General features: G+C 38.8%; 15 protein-coding genes. 8 read left to right on the top strand and 7 right to left on the bottom strand.

Annotation, left to right across the window (positions count from 1 at the left end; translation table 11 throughout):
• Positions 1-41: 41 nt before the first annotated feature.
• Positions 42-614 (top strand): TetR/AcrR family transcriptional regulator, encoded by a 573-nt coding sequence (locus tag ODQ17_RS02610; protein ID WP_250374790.1) that lies wholly within the window; start codon positions 42-44, stop codon positions 612-614.
• A gap of 704 nt (positions 615-1,318) precedes the next feature.
• On the opposite strand, the gene ODQ17_RS02615 is transcribed toward ODQ17_RS02610, so the two are convergent.
• From ODQ17_RS02615 to ODQ17_RS02630, 4 genes are all read right to left on the bottom strand, one after another.
• Complete coding sequence (locus ODQ17_RS02615) at positions 1,319-3,373, bottom strand: bifunctional diguanylate cyclase/phosphodiesterase (RefSeq protein WP_013198956.1); 2,055 nt, start codon at positions 3,371-3,373, stop codon at positions 1,319-1,321.
• Positions 3,374-3,709: 336 nt separating this feature from the next.
• Positions 3,710-4,726, bottom strand: a complete 1,017-nt coding sequence (ilvC, locus tag ODQ17_RS02620) for a ketol-acid reductoisomerase (protein ID WP_322901576.1) — start codon at positions 4,724-4,726, stop codon at positions 3,710-3,712.
• A 32-nt stretch (positions 4,727-4,758) separates the two neighbouring features.
• Positions 4,759-5,250 carry an acetolactate synthase small subunit gene (gene ilvN / locus ODQ17_RS02625; RefSeq protein WP_001215920.1) on the bottom strand — a complete coding sequence of 164 codons (492 nt, stop codon included), beginning with the start codon at positions 5,248-5,250 and terminating at the stop codon, positions 4,759-4,761.
• Entirely contained in the window at positions 5,250-6,974 is a 1,725-nt protein-coding gene (locus tag ODQ17_RS02630; protein WP_004794658.1) for an acetolactate synthase 3 large subunit, read from the bottom strand. The genes ilvN and ODQ17_RS02630 overlap by 1 nt, the downstream gene beginning before the upstream one ends.
• 505 nt (positions 6,975-7,479) lie before the next feature.
• Between ODQ17_RS02630 and ODQ17_RS02635 the strand changes: the two genes are divergently transcribed.
• The 7 genes from ODQ17_RS02635 to ODQ17_RS02665 all read left to right on the top strand — a co-directional run bounded on the left by ODQ17_RS02635 (position 7,480) and on the right by ODQ17_RS02665 (position 17,049).
• Positions 7,480-7,827 carry a DUF4124 domain-containing protein gene (locus ODQ17_RS02635; protein ID WP_322901578.1) on the top strand — a complete coding sequence of 116 codons (348 nt, stop codon included), beginning with the start codon at positions 7,480-7,482 and terminating at the stop codon, positions 7,825-7,827.
• A 187-nt stretch (positions 7,828-8,014) separates the two neighbouring features.
• Positions 8,015-10,639, top strand: a complete 2,625-nt coding sequence (gene leuS / locus ODQ17_RS02640) for a leucine--tRNA ligase (protein WP_322901579.1) — start codon at positions 8,015-8,017, stop codon at positions 10,637-10,639.
• Positions 10,640-10,666: 27 nt separating this feature from the next.
• Complete coding sequence (locus ODQ17_RS02645; protein ID WP_004794663.1) at positions 10,667-11,176, top strand: LPS-assembly lipoprotein LptE; 510 nt, start codon at positions 10,667-10,669, stop codon at positions 11,174-11,176.
• Between the two features lie 18 nt (positions 11,177-11,194).
• Complete coding sequence (gene holA / locus ODQ17_RS02650; RefSeq protein ID WP_004794664.1) at positions 11,195-12,184, top strand: DNA polymerase III subunit delta; 990 nt, start codon at positions 11,195-11,197, stop codon at positions 12,182-12,184.
• Between the two features lie 107 nt (positions 12,185-12,291).
• Complete coding sequence (locus ODQ17_RS02655) at positions 12,292-13,632, top strand: MacA family efflux pump subunit (RefSeq protein WP_004794665.1); 1,341 nt, start codon at positions 12,292-12,294, stop codon at positions 13,630-13,632.
• A gap of 2 nt (positions 13,633-13,634) precedes the next feature.
• A complete protein-coding gene (locus tag ODQ17_RS02660) occupies positions 13,635-15,629 on the top strand; it encodes a MacB family efflux pump subunit (RefSeq protein WP_005302315.1) in 1,995 nt (664 codons plus the stop codon).
• Positions 15,630-15,651: 22 nt separating this feature from the next.
• Complete coding sequence (locus tag ODQ17_RS02665; RefSeq protein WP_322901790.1) at positions 15,652-17,049, top strand: efflux transporter outer membrane subunit; 1,398 nt, start codon at positions 15,652-15,654, stop codon at positions 17,047-17,049.
• A gap of 69 nt (positions 17,050-17,118) precedes the next feature.
• On the opposite strand, the gene ODQ17_RS02670 is transcribed toward ODQ17_RS02665, so the two are convergent.
• The 3 genes from ODQ17_RS02670 to orn all read right to left on the bottom strand — a co-directional run bounded on the left by ODQ17_RS02670 (position 17,119) and on the right by orn (position 19,512).
• Positions 17,119-17,922, bottom strand: a complete 804-nt coding sequence (locus ODQ17_RS02670) for an enoyl-ACP reductase FabI (protein ID WP_023274323.1) — start codon at positions 17,920-17,922, stop codon at positions 17,119-17,121.
• A 137-nt stretch (positions 17,923-18,059) separates the two neighbouring features.
• The gene (locus ODQ17_RS02675; RefSeq protein ID WP_322901582.1) at positions 18,060-18,791 is read right to left on the bottom strand and encodes a Bax inhibitor-1/YccA family protein; all 732 of its coding nucleotides are present in this window, start codon (positions 18,789-18,791) and stop codon (positions 18,060-18,062) included.
• A 154-nt stretch (positions 18,792-18,945) separates the two neighbouring features.
• Positions 18,946-19,512 (bottom strand): oligoribonuclease, encoded by a 567-nt coding sequence (gene orn / locus ODQ17_RS02680; RefSeq protein ID WP_005302306.1) that lies wholly within the window; start codon positions 19,510-19,512, stop codon positions 18,946-18,948.
• Positions 19,513-19,521 lie beyond the last annotated feature (9 nt).

Consider the following 19,521-nt stretch of genomic DNA (forward strand, 5'->3'; position numbering starts at 1 on the left):
ATAGCAAAGTTAATCAAAAATATTTTATGACGAGAAAACCGATGTCAAAAAGAGAAACAATTATAACAACAGCCACAGCCCTCTTTAACCAAAAAAGCTATACCTCTATTGGGGTTGATCGTATTATTGCTGAAGCAAACGTGGCAAAAATGACTTTTTATAAATATTTTTCCTCTAAAGAAGCCTTAATTGAAGAATGCCTTCATCGAAGAAATTTAGAAGTCCAAACTTCTTTATTTGATCAAGTTAATGATATTGATGATCCATTAATTAAACTTAAAAGTATTTTCAACTGGTATGTCGACTGGATCAATACAGATGATTTTAATGGCTGCTTATTTAAGAAAGCGACGATTGAAGTCATGCAATTGTATCCATCTATTAAATATCAAATTAATAAATATCGAGATTGGATTTACAAATTAGTTTTTTCAACCTTTTCAGAACTTGAAGTTGAGAATAAACAAATCCTTACAGGACTCTTTCTTAATATTGTCGATGGCATCATTATTGATGGCACTATAAATAAATCAAAAATCAACTCAGAGAAAACATGGTCTTATATAAATAAAATCATTAATTTCGAGAAGGTTCGAGAGTGTGCAACTATTTAATATATAAATTAATTAACTTTTTATAATTTAACAAAAATAAACAATAATGTTAATTTTGGTGGAGCATAAACTCCTACTCCACCAAGTTAAAGCCAATTCACTCATTTTCTACAATCCTATAAATTTAATGATCTTATTATTAAAACAAGCACCTCACTTCAACCTTAATCAACACCCTCTATTTTAAGGCTAATTATTTTATAAAATTAATAAAATCAATAAGAAAATTTTATAATCTTTCTTCTAGCTCGAGTTGCTTACTCATTAAAGCAATTTTAAAATAATGATCTATATTTTATTTAAATATACTAATAAATTATTATATCTAAAGTATTTTATTCTCTATTAAAAATAAAAAAGGTTAACATGCCTATTTTCAATGATTCTATATAAGTTGTTAAAATTATTATATAAATTTTACTAACAAACACTTCCAATAGCACACTATAACTTGCTGGGCTTTGGGTGAAAGCTTTTCAATTTCAAAAATTATTAAACATACAATCCCATCTAAATGAGCATGTAACAAGAAAGTCTCTCTTAAACTATATATTTATGCTTAACCTTTTCTTTGCAACTGAATAGGCATGTATTCTCTTTAAGCGTATCAGTTTTAATGATTAGACCTAGGTTGATCAGCCGCTTTTTAGTAGGAAAGTTTGAAAATTAACAAAATAAATTAAAGAAAATTAATATATAAAACGTTAAACGAAATTAGCCCCTTGAGACTCAATGAGTTGATCAACCTGAACAGGCATTCCCAATAGATAACCCTGAAATTGCTGACATCCTAAACGGGTCAAAATCTCAACCTGCTGCTGAGTTTCCACCCCTTCTGCCGTTACCGTTAAACCTAGCTTTTTAGCTAAATGAATAATACTTTCTAGGATAACTTCTTCTTTTGAACCAGGTTTTAAATCAACAATAAAGCCACGGTCAATTTTCAATTCGTCTACAGGCAAATCTTTTAAATATAAGAAGCTCGAATGCCCTGTTCCAAAATCATCAATAGCAACACGAATTCCCATATCACGCAACCGCTCACACGCTCGGATACTCAAGTCGATATGACGCATTGCCGTAGATTCTGTAATTTCAACAATTAAGTGATGAGGTTGAATTTGATATTTTTTTAATAATGCTTCAAGCGTACTAAATAACTTTTTATTTTCAAACTGTAATGCCGACAGGTTCACTGCAACTGGATAAAACGGTGTATTACTGCGTTCCCACGCTTGAATTTGTAGGCAAGCTTGCTCCAGTGCCCAATATCCCATTGGAATGATTAACCCCGTTTTTTCCGCACCCTCAATGAACATATGCGGAGTAAGTATTCCTAAGGCTGGGTGATTCCAACGGATTAAGGCTTCAACTCCACAGACTTCAAGATTCGTATTAAATTTTGGTTGGTAATATAAGATGAACTGTTTTTCTTCTACGGCTTTATAGAGATCATTGATCAGTTTTGACTGACTTCTTGTTTCTTGCTGATGGGTTGAGTAACTAAAGATTGTATATGTATTCCGACCTTGTTCTTTAGACATCAGCATGGCGGCATCAGCATTCATGAGTAAGTCCTGAACATTTTGTCCATGCTCGGGAAAGAGTGCCACGCCCAAACTTGCAGAAATATTAATTTCCTTACCAGAAATTTGATAGCTTTCCTGAATCAGTTGTAAAACTTTCTCAGCCAAAACCACCGCTTCATCTGCATTTGTATTTTCTGCAATAAGCAAAAACTCATCGCCACCGATTCTAAGCAATTTACATTTTTCATTGAGTTGCCAATGTAAACGGTTTGCCATTTGAATAAGTAATTGATCACCCACATGATGCCCAAATGCATCATTCACCGATTTAAATCGGTCTAAATCAATATATAAAAAAGCAATTTTCTGATCTTTATACCGATGATCTGAAAGTAATACCTCTGCATAATCAACCAAATAAAGGCGGTTGGGTAGTTTGGTTAAATTATCTAGTATAGATAAGTTAGCTAATTCTTTATTTGCCTTACGTAACTCTAAATTCTGTTGTGTGAGCCTTTGCTCTAACATCGCGACAATAAAACTTGCTACGAGTACCAGACACGTGACCAAAATAATCGTAAATAATAATAAGTCATGTTCTGCCTGATATTGGCTAATAAATTTATCAGTGATATTCGTCGCAATGAGTGCCGTATAGTGCATTCCCATGATACTTAAGGTCATCATAACCGAAAATGCGATTTTTAAAGTTAGGCGGTAACGCTCATTGTCTTTCAATTTATAGGCTAATAAAAACGCCAGCCCTGAGCCACTCATCGCAATTAATATAGAAAATAATAGCAAGAAAGAGGTGTAATCTTTTTTATAGATATTAATATTCCAGCCCAACATACTAATGTAGTATGAAGCTGAAATTCCAATTCCCATAATAATAGAGCTTAAAATGAGTCGGAATAAAGGAAGCGTAAAACGCGAAGTCAACCACATTGCAATGCACGATAGCAAAGCACTAATGGCAAATGAAACAGTAATCAAAGGAATATTCGAGTTAACTGTTTCAGACAGATGATAAGCTTGTATACCAATAATATGAACAATACTAATTGCTGATGCGAGCAATAAGCCATTGATAAAGAGAATTAAGGACTCAAATTTTTTATAAACTTGCTTGAATATTAATTGCTCCATGGAAATCACAAGATAGCAAATGAAGCCAGCTGCAAAAAAAGAGCCGACGATCAATGTGCTATCGTAATCAACATGACCCATAGTGGACTTCCATGATTATTCAATACTTTTTTTTATTTTGTTCAACTCATTGCCCAAAATACAATTAAAAATTAAACATGTTAAAAAAATTTTAGTAAATTTGACGTTTTTAGTCAGTTATAAACAATAACATTATCTATATTTTGGTCAAGTATTTTTTACTTTATAAATCAATAGAGTAACTAAAAATTAAGCAGCCAATTATATGAAAAATATAGAATTTCTTTAATCTGGTCAAGTTGACCTAATCGCTCTTTTTCACATTCAAATAAAAACAGTATAAAAAAAGAACCCTGCGTAGTAGCAGGGTTCTTTTGAAGCTTTAGAAAAAGAAAATTAGTTCTTTTCTTTGTCTACGATTTTGTTTGCTTGAATCCAAGGCATCATTGCACGTAACTTATTACCAGTTACTTCAATACCATGTGCAGCATTTTGACGACGACGAGCAGTCATAGATGGGTAGTTTAATGCACCTTCTTGAATGAACATCTTCGCGTATTCGCCAGATTGAATACGTTTCAACGCATTACGCATTGCTTCACGAGACTGTTCGTTAATTACTTCAGTACCCGTTACATATTCACCGTACTCAGCATTGTTAGAAACTGAGTAGTTCATGTCAGCGATACCGCCTTCGAACATCAAGTCAACGATCAATTTAAGTTCGTGTAAACATTCGAAGTAAGCCATTTCTGGAGCATAACCAGCTTCAACTAAAGTTTCGAAGCCCATTTTCACGAGTTCAACTGCACCACCACAAAGAACTGCTTGCTCACCGAATAAGTCAGTTTCAGTTTCTTCACGGAATGAAGTTTCGATAATACCAGTACGGCCGCCACCTACGCCTGAAGCATAAGAAAGAGCAACGTTACGTGCATTACCAGTAGCATCTTGGTGAATTGCGATTAGGTCAGGAACACCTGAACCACGTTGGTATTCAGAACGAACTGTGTGACCAGGTGCTTTAGGAGCAACCATGATTACATCTAAATCTTTACGTGGAACAACTTGGTTATAAAGAATTGAGAAACCATGAGCAAATGCAAGAGTTGCACCTTCTTTGATGTTCGGCTCAATCACGTCACGGTAAAGTTGTGATTGGAATTCATCTGGAGTCAAAATCATTACGAGGTCAGCTTGCTTAACAGCAGCAGGCACTTCTGCAACTTTAAGACCAGCATTTTCAGCTTTCTTCCAAGAAGCTGAACCAGCACGTAAACCTACAGTTACGTCTACGCCTGAGTCTTTAAGGTTAAGTGCATGAGCATGACCTTGAGAACCATAACCAACAATCGCTACTTTCTTGCCTTGGATGATTGATAAGTCACAGTCTTTATCGTAAAAAATTTGCATTTGTGTTCTCCGCTAAAATACTTTTTAAAAAATTAAATGGCTAAAACTTTTTCGCCACGGGCGATACCTGATACACCTGAACGAACGACTTCTAGAATAGTGTTTTCTGCAAGTGCATCGATAAAACCATCTAATTTTTCAGTTGTCCCTGCTATTTGAATGGTATAGGTAGTTGGTGTCACGTCGACAATTTGCGCACGGAAAATATCCGCTGTTCGCTTAATTTCAGCACGTGAAGCACCTAACGCTTTTACTTTAATCAACATCAGTTCACGCTCAATGTGTGAACCTTCTGATAAATCTACTACTTTTACAACTTCAACAAGCTTGTTGAGCTGCTTTGTAATCTGTTCAATCTTATGGTCATCACCATAAGTGGTTAACGTCAAACGCGATAAAGTTGGGTCTTCGGTCGGGGCTACATTCAACGTCTCAATGTTATAGTTACGTTGACTGAATAAACCTACCAAACGAGAAAGCGCACCAGCTTCGTTTTCAACGAGTACAGAAATAATATGTCTCATTATGTACGCTCCCCTTTCCCTAACCACATATCCTTCATTGACTGACCTGCGATCAGCATTGGATAAACATGTTCTGTACGATCAACCATGACATTAATGAATACGCATTTATCATTAATCGCCATTGCTTCAGCAAGCTTTGACTCTAGTTCGTCAGCATGATCAATCTGGATACCTACATGACCATAAGCTTCCATCAATTTGCCAAAATCAGGTAATGATTCAACGTATGAGCTTGAATGACGACCTTCATAGTTCATATCTTGCCATTGTTTAACCATACCTAAAGCACGGTTATTTAAGCACAAGATCTTCACATTCATACCGTATTGCTTACAAGTTGAAAGCTCTTGAATACACATCTGAATTGAAGCTTCACCGGTAATACAAACTACCTGTTGATCTGGGAAAGCCAACTTAGCTGCCATTGCATAAGGTAAACCTACGCCCATGGTGCCTAATCCGCCTGAGTTAATCCATTGACGTGGACGTTTGTACTTGTAATACAACGCACCAAACATTTGGTGTTGACCCACATCCGAAGTAATAATGGCATCGCCATTAGTCGCTTTATATAAAGCTTCAACAACTTGCTGTGGCTTCATCGTGCCATCAGCAGGTGTTTCATACTTCAAACCATGAACTTTACGCCATTCATTAATTTGATCCCACCATGCAGCAATTGCTTCAGGGTTTGGCTTAGACACATTCAATTGTTTCAACTGCGTCAACATTTCCTGAAGTACAGGCTCAACCGCCCCTACAATCGGAATGTGCGCCATGATCGTTTTTGAAATGCTTGCCGGATCAATATCAACATGAATAACTTTTGCATTCACACAGAATTTTGCAGGATTATTGGTTACTCGGTCATCAAAACGCGCACCAATTGCAAGAATGACGTCAGCATTATGCATCGCCATATTTGCTTCATAAGTACCGTGCATTCCCAACATGCCCACGAACTGTGGATCATTGCCTGGGAAGCCACCAAGGCCCATAAGTGTATTTGTCACTGGATAGCCCAACAAATGAGCCAATTCAGTCAATAATGCTGATGCATTACCTTGAACAACACCACCACCCGTATAAATAACAGGGCGTTTTGCACTTAAAAGCTCATCAATCGCTTTACGAATTTGACCAGAATGACCACGTGAAGGTGGTTGATAAGAACGCATCTTCACTTTTTCAGGATATTCGTACGCAAATTTTTCTGCAGGATTTGTCGCATCTTTAGGAATATCAACTACAACAGGGCCAGGGCGACCACTTGAAGCGATATAAAATGCTTTTTTGATAATTGCAGGAATTTCACTTGCGTGACGAACTTGGAAGCTATGTTTCACGATCGGACGTGAAATACCCACCATATCAGTTTCTTGGAAAGCGTCTTCACCAATAAGATGTGATGCAACCTGGCCAGACAAAATCACCATTGGGATTGAGTCCATATAAGCTGTTGCAATTGGAGTCACAGTATTAGTTGCGCCAGGTCCAGAAGTGACCAGTACTACGCCAGTCTTACCTGTAGCACGCGAGTAAGCATCTGCCATATGACCAGCAGCTTGTTCATGACGTACGAGGTAATGATTAATTTTGTCTTGTTGAAATAGCGCATCATAAATATGTAATACAGCGCCGCCTGGATAACCAAAAACATGTTCAACGCCTTCGTCCGCAAGAGCACGAACGAGCATTTCACCACCAGATAAAAGTTCCAACGTGATTCACCCTAAAATCTTTATCACTATTTATGGAAGGCACAAATAGTGTTTCATTCATTGAATTGTCTGCACTGTTATAGCACACATATTGTCTAGTTTTCGTTGCAATAGAAAAATTTCTGTTTTTCAGCCGTATAAGCTTTTTTAACATTAATAAAGCATGTCTGGATATACATACTTTAAGTAAAATCAATCTCTCGGCTAGAGAGAATGTCTATTACAAAACATGACGGTTATTCGAAGGGTGATCAAATAATCGCATATAAAACTAAAGGAAGCATTTTTGTTGTTTAATTCACTAAAGTCAAGATTAAAGAAAAGGTTTTTCCATAAAAAATTTTAGCTGCTTCTTTTTTAATCTAAAATTAAATCGTAAATTTGGTAGTTCTACCCTCTATTTATTAAAAATAATTCTTCTTTTTTATATAAAACCATGCATTGTAAATTGCTTATTTCTGAACTTTATTTAAATATAGCCAGCTTTCTTTGGGGAATATCTAATATGAATTTATCTTATTTAAAAACAAGCTTATATACGACAGTTGCAACAGTGATTTTAGTTTACTCAAGCCAAAGTCAGGCACAGCAATATTACAAATGGATGGATAAAAATGGCTCCACCCATTACACCACGACTCCACCACCTAAGAGTGCAAAACATTTGAACAAAGTTTCTACTTACGGTAGCCAATCATCCGTAAAAAATTCGACGCCTTCTCCAGAACAACAATCTCAAGATAAAACAGATAAAGTAGTGCAAGAGGCAACTAACGTCGCACAGGAAAAAAATGCACCCGCAGTAGCTGTTCCACCTGTAGCACCTCCCCCATCCGCTCCAACACCGCGATAAGTAAAATGAGAGTGGTGAATATTTTCATCACTCCTCTATTATTTAAAATAAAGAAGAATAGATTGAGAAATGTTTATTGCTCATATTAAAAGATAAAATCCTGATCTAAAAACTGACATTTCCTGTTATTTTGCGCTATGCTGTGCAGCAATCTTTCATTTCAATTTTCGTTGTATAGCTTACGTCTATGACTATTTCTCACATTGACCCCGAATATCAAGCAAACACGATTGAACCATCAGTTCAACAAGATTGGGAAAATCGTAAAGTCTTTAAAGTTGCCGACACTGTCGAAGGTAAACATCGCTACATCCTGTCAATGTTTCCTTACCCAAGCGGCAAGCTGCATATGGGGCATGTGCGTAACTATACAATTGGCGATGTAATTAGCCGTTTTTACCGTTTAAAAGGTGAAACTGTATTACAACCTATGGGTTGGGATGCATTCGGTTTGCCTGCTGAAAACGCAGCAATTGCCCATAAAGTTGCTCCGGCAAAATGGACATTTGAAAACATCGCTTACATGCGTGACCAATTAAAAAAATTAGGTCTATCTGTAGACTGGGATCGCGAATTCGCGACTTGTACACCAGAGTATTATCACTGGGAACAATGGTTATTTGTTCAGCTTTATAAAAAAGGCCTGATCTACCGTAAACTTTCAACAGTAAACTGGGATCCGGTTGACCAAACAGTTTTAGCAAACGAGCAAGTTGAAAATGGTCGTGGCTGGCGCTCAGGTGCATTGGTTGAAAAACGTGATATTCCAATGTACTACTTCCGTATTACGGACTATGCACAAGAATTATTAGACGATCTTGACACTTTACAAGACGGCTGGCCTCAACAAGTGTTGACCATGCAACGTAACTGGATTGGTCGCTCTACAGGCATGGAAATTACTTTCCCATCTGCCAATACTGAAATCTATGCTGATGGTTTAACTGTTTATACAACACGTGCCGACACGCTAATGGGTGTGACATATGTTGCTGTTGCAGCAGAACACCCTCTCGCGCTTAAAGCTGCTGAAAACAACCCTGAATTGGCTGCATTCATTGAAGAGTGCCGCATGGGTTCAGTTGCAGAAGCAGACTTGGCAACAGCCGAGAAAAAAGGCATGGCAACAGGTTTGTTTGTAAAACATCCTGTAACTGGTGAAGAGCTTCCCGTCTGGATCGCAAACTACGTATTAATGTCTTATGGTTCTGGTGCAGTAATGGCTGTACCGGCACATGACGAACGTGATTTTGAATTTGCTAACAAGTTTAACTTGTCAATTAAGCAAGTGATTGATGCCAAAGGTGCCGACGATGCAGATTATTCTGCAACTGAGTGGCAAGAATGGTACGGTTCTAAAGAAGGTAAACTTGTTAACTCTGGTGAGTTTGACGGTTTAGAATTCCAAGCTGCGTTTGACGCATTTCTTGCAAAATTAGAACCACAAAGTTTAGCAAACTCTAAAGTTCAATTCCGTTTACGTGACTGGGGTGTTTCTCGTCAACGTTACTGGGGTTGTCCAATTCCAATGATTAACTGTGATACTTGTGGTCAAGTCACAGTTCCAGAAGACCAGCTTCCAGTTGTATTACCAACAGACGTTGTTCCAGATGGTTCAGGTAACCCGCTTAACAAAATGCCTGAATTCTATGAAACGAAATGTCCTTGTTGTGGTGGCGATGCTCGTCGCGAAACAGATACTTTAGATACTTTCGTAGAGTCATCTTGGTACTATGCACGCTATGCTTCTCCAGACTTTACTAGTGGTATGGTTAAACCTGAAGCAGCTCAAAACTGGCTTCCTGTAAATCAATACATTGGTGGTGTTGAACACGCGATTCTTCACTTACTTTATGCACGTTTCTTCCACAAATTAATGCGTGATGAAGGCGTTGTACAAGGTAATGAGCCATTTACCAACTTGTTAACTCAAGGCATGGTACTTGCAGATACGTTCTATCGTGAAGCAGAAAATGGCAAAAAAACTTGGTTCAACCCAGCTGATATTGAACTAGAACGTGATGAGAAAGGTCGTATTCTTTCTGCAAAATATTCAGGTGACGGCCAAGAAGTTGTAATCGGCGGACAAGAAAAAATGTCTAAGTCGAAAAATAACGGTATTGACCCACAAGCGATTATTGATCAATACGGCGCAGATACAGCTCGTGTATTCATGATGTTTGCTGCTCCACCAGATCAATCTTTAGAATGGTCTGATGCAGGTGTTGAAGGTGCAAACCGTTTCTTGAAACGCGTATGGCGCCTTGTAGCTGGCTTCCTTGAAAAAGGCAACTCAGCTTCTACAATCGATACAGCTAATTTATCTAAAGATGCTCAAGATTTACGTCGTAAAACGCACGAAACTATTCAAAAAGTAAGTGATGATATTGAACGTCGTCATGCATTCAATACTGCGATTGCTGCTTTAATGGAGTTGTTAAACGCGAGCAACAAGTTTGAAGCAAAAGATGACAATGACATTGCTGTAGAACGTGAAGCAATCACAACACTATTAACTTTACTTGAACCGTTTGCACCGCATTTAAGCCAAACTTTATTGGCTCAATTTGGTACAGATGTTACGGCAGCAACATTCCCTGAAGTTGATGCTTCTGCGTTGACGCGTAATACGCAAACGATTGTTGTACAGGTTAATGGTAAACTTCGCGGTAAACTTGAAGTTTCTGTTGATATTTCTAAGGAAGATCTATTAGCTCAAGCTAAAGCTCTACCAGAAGTTCAACAATTCTTAACTGGACCAACAAAAAAAGAAATTGTGGTTCCAAATAAATTAATTAACCTCGTGGTTTAATTAAAGTTATTAATGAGAGGATCAAGCATGCACTTAGCCAAACGTTTAGCCGCTGTTGTTTTAACCTTAGGCCTTAGTGCAGGCTTAGTCGGGTGTGGATTTCATTTAAAAGGAACCAACCCGACTGCGACTCCGCTTGTTTATAAAAAGTTAAGCCTTGAGTTACCGGCTAAAACTGATGATTTGGAAACGCAGTTAAAAGTGTATTTAGCTGCAAATGGTGTTCAACTCAGCAATGATAATGATGCCTACGTACTTCGTGTTTTAGAGTACACACCACGTCGTCAGCTTTTAAATGGAAAACTCACTGAAGTATTATTACGTTTGACTGTAACCTTCCAGATTGAAGATCGTCAGGGTAATAAAATTACTGAGCCACGCTCATTAACTGCATCTCGTAGTTATCAATATGACTTGGCAACAGTCAACACTGAAAATCAGCAAGAAAGTTACTTACAACGTATTGTAATTGATGATATTGCACAGCAAATTACTCGTCAGATTTCAGCAAATCGCTTACCAAAAGCTCAGCCTTAATCTGTATTTTTACCCGCAATGAAAATTGATTATTTACAAGCCTTAAAACGTACTCCGGAAGCTCGGGGTGCGTGGATTTTGCATGGGCAAGAGCCTTTATTAGAACAAAATTTATTAGATGCCTTTCGAAAAAGCTGGCAACAACAAGAAGTTGAAAGACAGCGCTATGATATTAGTAGCGTAAGCGACTGGAAAAATGTCTTTAACGCACTTAATAGCTTATCTTTATTTTCTCAGCAGCTTGCTATTGAAGTACACGGCAATATAAAACCTGATGCGAATGGCTTAAAACAGCTCAAAAGCTATATACAACATAATGAACATAACCTGCTATTAATTGTTTTACCCAAACAAGATAGTAGCAGCTTAAAATCTGCTTTTTTCCAAGTTGTTGAGGCAAATGGGGTTGTAGTTGCCCTCACGGCAAATTATCCACAAGATCGCCAAAGAATTTTATCTGCTGAAGCAGAGAAACTTGAAATTCAACTCGACAATGATGCTTGGCAGTGGTTAATGCAACATCATGAGCACAATTTGCTTGCAGCTAAAAATAGCTTGATGCGTGTAAGAGATACATTTCCAGACCAACAACTCATTCAGATTGAACAATTATATGCGTGCCTACAAGATCAATCACGCTATACCACCTATGATTTAAGTGATGCATTATTAGAAGGCAACCTTGGCCAATCTATTAAGATTTTTCAATATTTAATTGCAGCAGGCGAACCAGACAGTCTGATTTTATGGACTTTAAGTAAAGAAATGCGCTTGTTGATGCAGTTGTTTGAACAACCCCATAATGCCTTACAGCTCGGTATATGGAAAACAAAAGTCAGCTTATATCAACAAGCATTAAGAAGACTAAATCCACAACAGTTTTTAGGCTGGTCTACCCTTCTATTGCAAATTGATGCAGCAATTAAAGGAATGTCGAACGAAAATGCAGAACATTTAATGCAGCAAGCGATTGCTGAATTATGTGGAAAAACATTATTTATACAGTAATTCGGCTGTATCCTTTTTCTTCATTCCTGAAATATCATAAAAATTCACGTTTTATCCTCATTTCGCTTTTATACTAAATTAAATTTTAAACTTTTCGACCTCTCGCCATGCCAAAAATAAAGCCAATCAAACTTGTTATTATCATCGTCTGTATAGTCATTATTGCTCTTTTAGCCTGGAAGTTTTTCAAGCCAAAACAGCAGCAGCCTCAATATATTACTGCCGAGGTAACACGCGGGGATATTGAAAATAATGTACTTGCAACGGGTACACTTGATGCAACCAAACTGATTAGTGTCGGTGCACAGGTATCTGGTCAGGTTAAAAAGATGTATGTGCAACTAGGCGATCAAGTTAAGCAAGGTCAGCTTATTGCACAGATTGACTCAACGACCCAAGAAAATAGTTTAAAAACCTCTGATGCAAATATTAAAAATTTAGAAGCACAGCGCCTTCAGCAAGTTGCTTCTTTGAATGAAAAACAACTTGAATACCGCCGTCAGCAACAAATGTATGCACAAGATGCAACACCACGTGCGGATTTAGAATCGGCTGAGGCAAGCTATAAAACAGCTCAGGCACAAATCAAAGCGTTAGATGCACAAATCGAATCGGCAAAAGTCACAAAATCTACCGCGCAAACCAATATTGGTTATACGCGTATTGTTGCTCCAACAGATGGTACGGTTGTTGCGATTGTGACCGAAGAAGGTCAAACAGTAAACGCCAATCAAAGTGCGCCAACAATTGTCAAAATTGCAAAATTACAAAACATGACGATCAAGGCACAGGTCAGTGAAGCTGACATTATGAAAGTTGAGAAAGGACAACAGGTTTATTTCACTACCTTAGGTGAAGACACTAAACGTTACGCGACTTTACGCCAGATTGAACCTGCTCCAGATTCTATTTCTAGCGAATCAACAAGTACGACAAGCTCAACAACGAGTTCAGCTGTTTACTATAATGCCTTATTCGATGTGCCAAATACCGATGGTAAATTGCGTATTGATATGACTGCACAAGTTTATATCGTATTAAACTCAGCTAAAAATGCCTTGCTCGTTCCATCATCAGCACTTAGCTCTAAACAATTTTCAGGTCAAAGAAAATCAGGCCAATCATCTGATAAAGCAAGCTCTACACCTGAAGCTGCTAAAAAATCTCAAGGAAATGGAGCTCGTCTGGAGCGTCTTAACCTGACTGCTGAGCAAAAACAGCTAATTGAACAAGGTAAATTAACCTTAAGTGTTGTACGTGTATTACAAGCTGATGGCACAACTAAACCAACTCAAATTTTGGTTGGCATTAACAACCGTGTAAATGCACAAGTTCTTGCGGGCTTAAAACAAGGTGATCAAGTTGTCATTGCCGATAGCGCAGATACTTCTGCTGCATCAGCTAATAGTAGTAATAACCGTCGCCGTAGTGGCCCAATGGGAATGTAAGCATGACAAAACAAGCTTTGCTTGAAGTCAGCAATCTAGTCCGGGAATTCCCTGCTGGCGAAAGCACGATACAAATTTTAAAAGGCATTGACCTTACCATTTACGAAGGCGAACTGGTTGCCATTGTCGGTCAGTCTGGTTCTGGTAAATCAACACTCATGAATATTTTGGGCTGTTTAGACCGCCCTACGAGTGGTAGTTACAAGGTCAGTGGACAAGAGACCGGTAAACTTGAACCAGATCAACTCGCTCGACTACGTCGTGAATATTTTGGTTTTATTTTCCAGCGCTACCATTTACTGGGTGACTTATCTGCTGAGGGTAACGTTGAAGTTCCGGCTGTTTATGCAGGTGTTACCCCTTCTGAGCGTAAACAACGCGCAACGGCTCTACTGACTGAATTAGGTTTAGGCACTAAAACACTCAATAGACCAAGCCAGCTCTCTGGCGGTCAGCAGCAACGTGTTTCTATTGCCCGTGCTCTTATGAATGGCGGTGACGTTATTCTGGCAGATGAACCAACGGGGGCACTCGACTCTCATAGTGGTGTTGAGGTGATGCGTATTTTGCGTGAACTCAATGCCGCAGGTCACACTATTATTTTAGTCACCCACGATATGCAAGTTGCAAAAAATGCGACGCGTATTATCGAAATTAGTGACGGAGAAATTATTAGTGACCGTCCTAATGTTCCAGATCAAGCAGCCGAACCAGGAAATTCTGATCCTGATGCCGCTCCTGCTTTGCAAGGCAAACAAAAGAAAGGCAAAAGTATTTCTGCATGGCGTTCTACTTTAGACCGTTTGTCAGAAGCTTTTCAAATGGCTTTACTGTCTATGAATGCCCACCGCATGCGTACTTTTTTAACCATGCTGGGAATTATTATTGGTATTGCATCTGTTGTTACAGTGGTCGCGCTAGGTAAAGGTTCTCAACAACAAATTTTAAGTAATATTAGTAGTCTGGGAACAAATACGATTACGGTGTTTCAGGGCCGTGGTTTTGGTGATAACTCCAAAACTGCAAACTTTAAAACTTTGGTTCCTGCCGATGCTGATGCGTTAATGACTCAACCTTATGTCAGCGCAGTCAGCCCAATCGTCAGTACATCAAAAACCATGCGTTACCAGCAGAATGAAGCAAATGCCACCATTAACGGTGTGAGTAACGATTATTTCGATGTAAAAGGTTTAGTCTTTAAAGATGGTCAAACTTTTGACCAACGTAGTGTGCGTGATCGTTCACAAGATGTTGTAATCGATACCAATACGCAAAAACAATTCTTTGGAGATGGTAGTAATCCAATTGGCCAAGTCGTACTGCTCGGTAGTGTACCAGCACGTATTATTGGGATTGTAGAACCGCAGACAAGCGGCATGGGCTCAGATGATACTTTAAATGTCTATATGCCTTATACAACCGTAATGAGCCGTATGTTAGGTCAATCTAATGTACGTAATATCGTGGTTCGTATTAATGACAAATATTCAACTGCTGCCGCAGAAAATGCGATTGTAAATTTATTAACCCAGCGCCATGGTGCACAAGATATTTTCACCATGAACAGTGACAGTATCCGTCAAACTATTGAGAAAACAACTAGCACAATGACGCTTCTGGTTTCAGCAATTGCTGTAATTTCACTGGTGGTTGGTGGTATCGGGGTGATGAACATTATGTTGGTTTCGGTGACTGAACGTACTCAGGAAATTGGCGTACGTATGGCAGTAGGTGCTCGTCAAAGTGATATTTTGCAGCAATTCCTAATTGAAGCAATTTTGGTGTGTTTAATTGGTGGTGTGCTTGGCGTCTTACTATCGCTTGGCCTTGGACAACTCATTAATAAATTTGCTGGCGGTAACTTTAGCGTGGCTTATTCAAGCACTTCTATTATTGCAGCATTTGTCTGTTCAACTCTGATTGGTGTCGTATTCGGTTTCTTGCCTGCCAAGAATGCCGCGAAACTTGACCCTGTTGCCGCACTATCACGAGAATAAGGAAAATTGCATGTCTTTCTCTATGACTAAACTCAGCACAGCACTTCTTCTCACAGGTTCTCTTGTAGGATGTGCAGCTGTAGTAAAAACACCTTATGAAACGCCTGCGGTACAAGTTCCGGGTAGCTTTCAATATGACACACCAAAAGCAAAAAACATGTCTGCCGATCAATACTCTGATCGTTGGTGGACGCTTTTTAATGATACACAACTTAATCAGCTTGTAAGCAATGTATTAGAACGTAACAGTGATTTAGCAGTTGCCGGAATTGCGTTGAAACAAGCCCGTCTACAAGCAGATCTAACTGCAAACCAACAAGGGCTTCGTGTTACAAACACGGGAATCTCAACAGGCCATTCTTTCGATTTAAATTCTGGAGATGATAATTCTAGCGGATTATCAGTTAAAGGAGGCGTAAGCTATGAGCTTGACTTGTTTGGCAAGCTTGCACGCCAAACTGAGGCAAGTAAATGGGAAGCCTTAGCGACTGAACAAGACTTACAAGCGACTGGGCAAAGTTTAATTGCAACCACTGCCAAACTTTATTGGCAACTCGGTTATTTAAATGAGCGCTACACAACTGCCCAGCAAAGTCTCGCAACCTCTCAAAAGCTTTATGACTTGGTGCAGATTCAATATAAAGCTGGTGCTGTTTCAGGTGTAGATCTGACTCAAGCAGAACAATCGGTACAAAGCCAGAAAGCGAGTTTAAGCCAGATTGAACAACAACGTGTTGAAACACGTACGGCTATTGCAGTGCTATTACATGAGCCATTGCAACAATTAAACATTCAAGAGCCAAAGCGTTTACCACGCACTGCCCTACCTTCAATTGGTGCTGGTTTACCTGCCGATATTTTATCGCGTCGCCCTGATTTGCAAGCAAGTGAGTTACGTTTAAGAAAAGCATTAGCAACTAAAGATGCGACTAAAGCGAGCTACTATCCATCAATTAGCTTAACCAGCAGTTTAGGTTCAAGCAGCACATCGTTGACAGAACTGTTACGTAACCCTGCCCTCACACTTGGGGCAAGTTTAAGCTTACCGTTTTTGCAATATAACGATATGAAGAAAGATATCGCGATTAGCAACCTAGATTATGAAAAAGCGATTATTCAATATCGTCAAACGCTTTATCAGGCTTTTGCTGATGTAGAAAATGCTTTATCGAGTCGAACCGAACTCGACAAACAAGTAGCGTTACAGGAGCGTAATGTTGAACTTGCAGAAAAAACTGAACGTTTAACCGAAGTCCGTTACCGTTATGGCGCTGTCGCATTAAAAACACTTCTCGATGCTCAGCAAACTACACGTACTGCACGCTTAAGCCTCGTTGAAACCAAGCAAAGCCAATACAACGCGTATGTCACCCTTATGCAAGCTTTAGGTGGTTCACCTGTAAAAGAACTTCCTCAGTAACTTGTACCAATTAAAAAAGCCGTAGTCCTTCAACTACGGCTTTTTTTATGGCTAAATAAGTTTTAAAACTTATTCATCATCCATCATAGATTGGCTCATACCTACAGTATTGAAACCAGCATCTACATATAGAATTTCACCAGTAATACCTGAAGCCCAAGGTGAGCATAGGAACAACGCTGCATTACCTACTTCTTCAATCGTTACGTTACGTTTTAACGGCGCAACTTTTTCATTGGCATCTAACATTTTACGGAAAGACTTAATACCAGAAGCAGCTAAAGTACGGATTGGACCCGCAGAAATCGCATTTACACGAATACCATCAACACCCAAGCTTGATGCTAAATAGCGAACACCCGCTTCTAAAGACGCTTTTGCCATACCCATTACGTTGTAGTTAGGCATAACGCGCTCAGAACCTTGGTAAGTCAAAGTCAATAAACAACCTTGGCGAGCTTGTAATAAAGGTTTTGCAGCGCGAGCCATTGCAATAAAGCTGTATGCACTGATGTCATGAGCAACTTTAAAACCATCACGGTCAGTCACGTCAGTGAAGTCACCATCAAGCGTGTGTGCAGGTGCAAAGCCAATTGAGTGCACAACACCATCTACGCCGTCCCAATGTTTTGCAAGTTCTGCAAATGCATTATCAATTTCAGCATCAACAGCAACATCACATGGAAACACAAGCTTAGAACCGAATTGCTCAGCAAATTCATCCACACGTTTTTTTAATTTTTCGTTTGGATAAGTAAACGCAAGCTCTGCACCTTCACGGTGTAATGCTTGTGCAATACCAAAAGCAATTGATAATTTACTAGCAACGCCTGCAATCAAAAAGCGCTTACCTGCTAAAAGTCCTTGTGTCATGCCGATCTCACTCAAAACAATTTCAAGCATAATGCCAATATTCAACGGTTTTCGAAATTGCATAATGCATCTTTTTTCAAAAATCGCACGAAAAAAAATCGCTCCTGATAAGGAGCGACTTCTCGATGAATTCAATCTTAGTCGTCAGACAATAAGCCAAGTAAGCGTAAGAAAGAAATATACATCCACACTAAAGTTGCAAGTAATGCGATACCACACAACCATTCCATGAATTTTGGTGCACGATATGCTGCATTAGTTTCGATTAAATCAAAATCTAAAATCAGGTTAAGTGAAGCAATCACTGCAACAAATGCAGCAAAGCCAATGCCTAACCAGTTACTTTCAAAAATATAAGGAACACTTGAACCAAATGCTAAACGCATGACCATCTGCACGATAAATACAATAAAGATCGCCAAAGATGCAGAAATTACAACTGACTTGAACTTTTCAGTTGCGCGAATAATTTGGAATTTATATAGACCAAACATCACCAAAGTGGTGACGAAAGTTGCTAATAAAGCTTGAAGAGGAACACCTGGATATTTCAACTGGAAAGTAAAAGAAATACCACCTAAAAAAGCCCCTTCAAATAAGGCATATGGAATTGCCAATGTTGTTGCGGTCGTTGGTTTAAACGTTGTAATTAAAGCTAAAACCAAGCCACCAATTGCACCCACAATTGAAGCCGCGTAAGCAATGCCAACATTTGCAGTAAAGGCTGCATAGAAAAATAAAGCGACACCCACCGCAGCAGCAATGACTGTCAACATTACAGATTTTTGAATCGCACCTTGCACAGTCATCGGTTGACTATAGTCACTGACCGTTTCAACACGGGTCAGTATCGGGTTATTACTTTGCATAAATGCTCTCTTTTTATAATAAAAATTTAAAACATCATTTTAAGCAAAATGAATATGAAAGCCAAATCAGGCGATCGGCATTATTGTAACAATCCCCTTTAAACAATAAAAAAGGAGGCAATAGCCTCCCTTTCATATCACTCAGGCAAAGTCATTAATCTTTACCGTCAGTGTTCATGATAAAAAAATATTCACGGTAGTATTTCAACTCAGAAATCGAGTCACGAATATCATCCATTGCCAAATGAGATGCATTCTTTTTCAAACCGCTCATGATTTCAGGGCGCCAGCGTTTTGAAAGTTCTTTTACCGTAGATACATCAAGATTACGATAGTGAAAATACTGCTCTAGTTCAGGCATAAGACGATGTAAGAAACGACGATCCTGACAGATCGAGTTACCACACATCGGTGAAACTTTTGGATTAACCCATTTTTTTAGGAATTCTAAAGTTTGTAACTCAGCATCACGAGCTGTTAATTTGCTGCGACGAACTCGTTCAATCAGACCAGACTGCCCATGTTGGCGGGTATTCCACTCATCCATTGCATTTAAAATACGGTCAGGCTGGTGAACGGCTAAAACCGGACCTTCGGCAAGTACATTTAAATGATCATCTGTAATAATTGTTGCGATTTCAATAATTTGGTCATTATCGGTATCTAATCCGGTCATTTCCAGATCAATCCAAATTAATCGTGTATTTAAAGTACTGCTCATGTATGTACG

Source organism: Acinetobacter sp. IRS14 (genome assembly GCF_034650275.1).
Taxonomy (GTDB): Bacteria; Pseudomonadota; Gammaproteobacteria; order Pseudomonadales; family Moraxellaceae; genus Acinetobacter; species Acinetobacter oleivorans.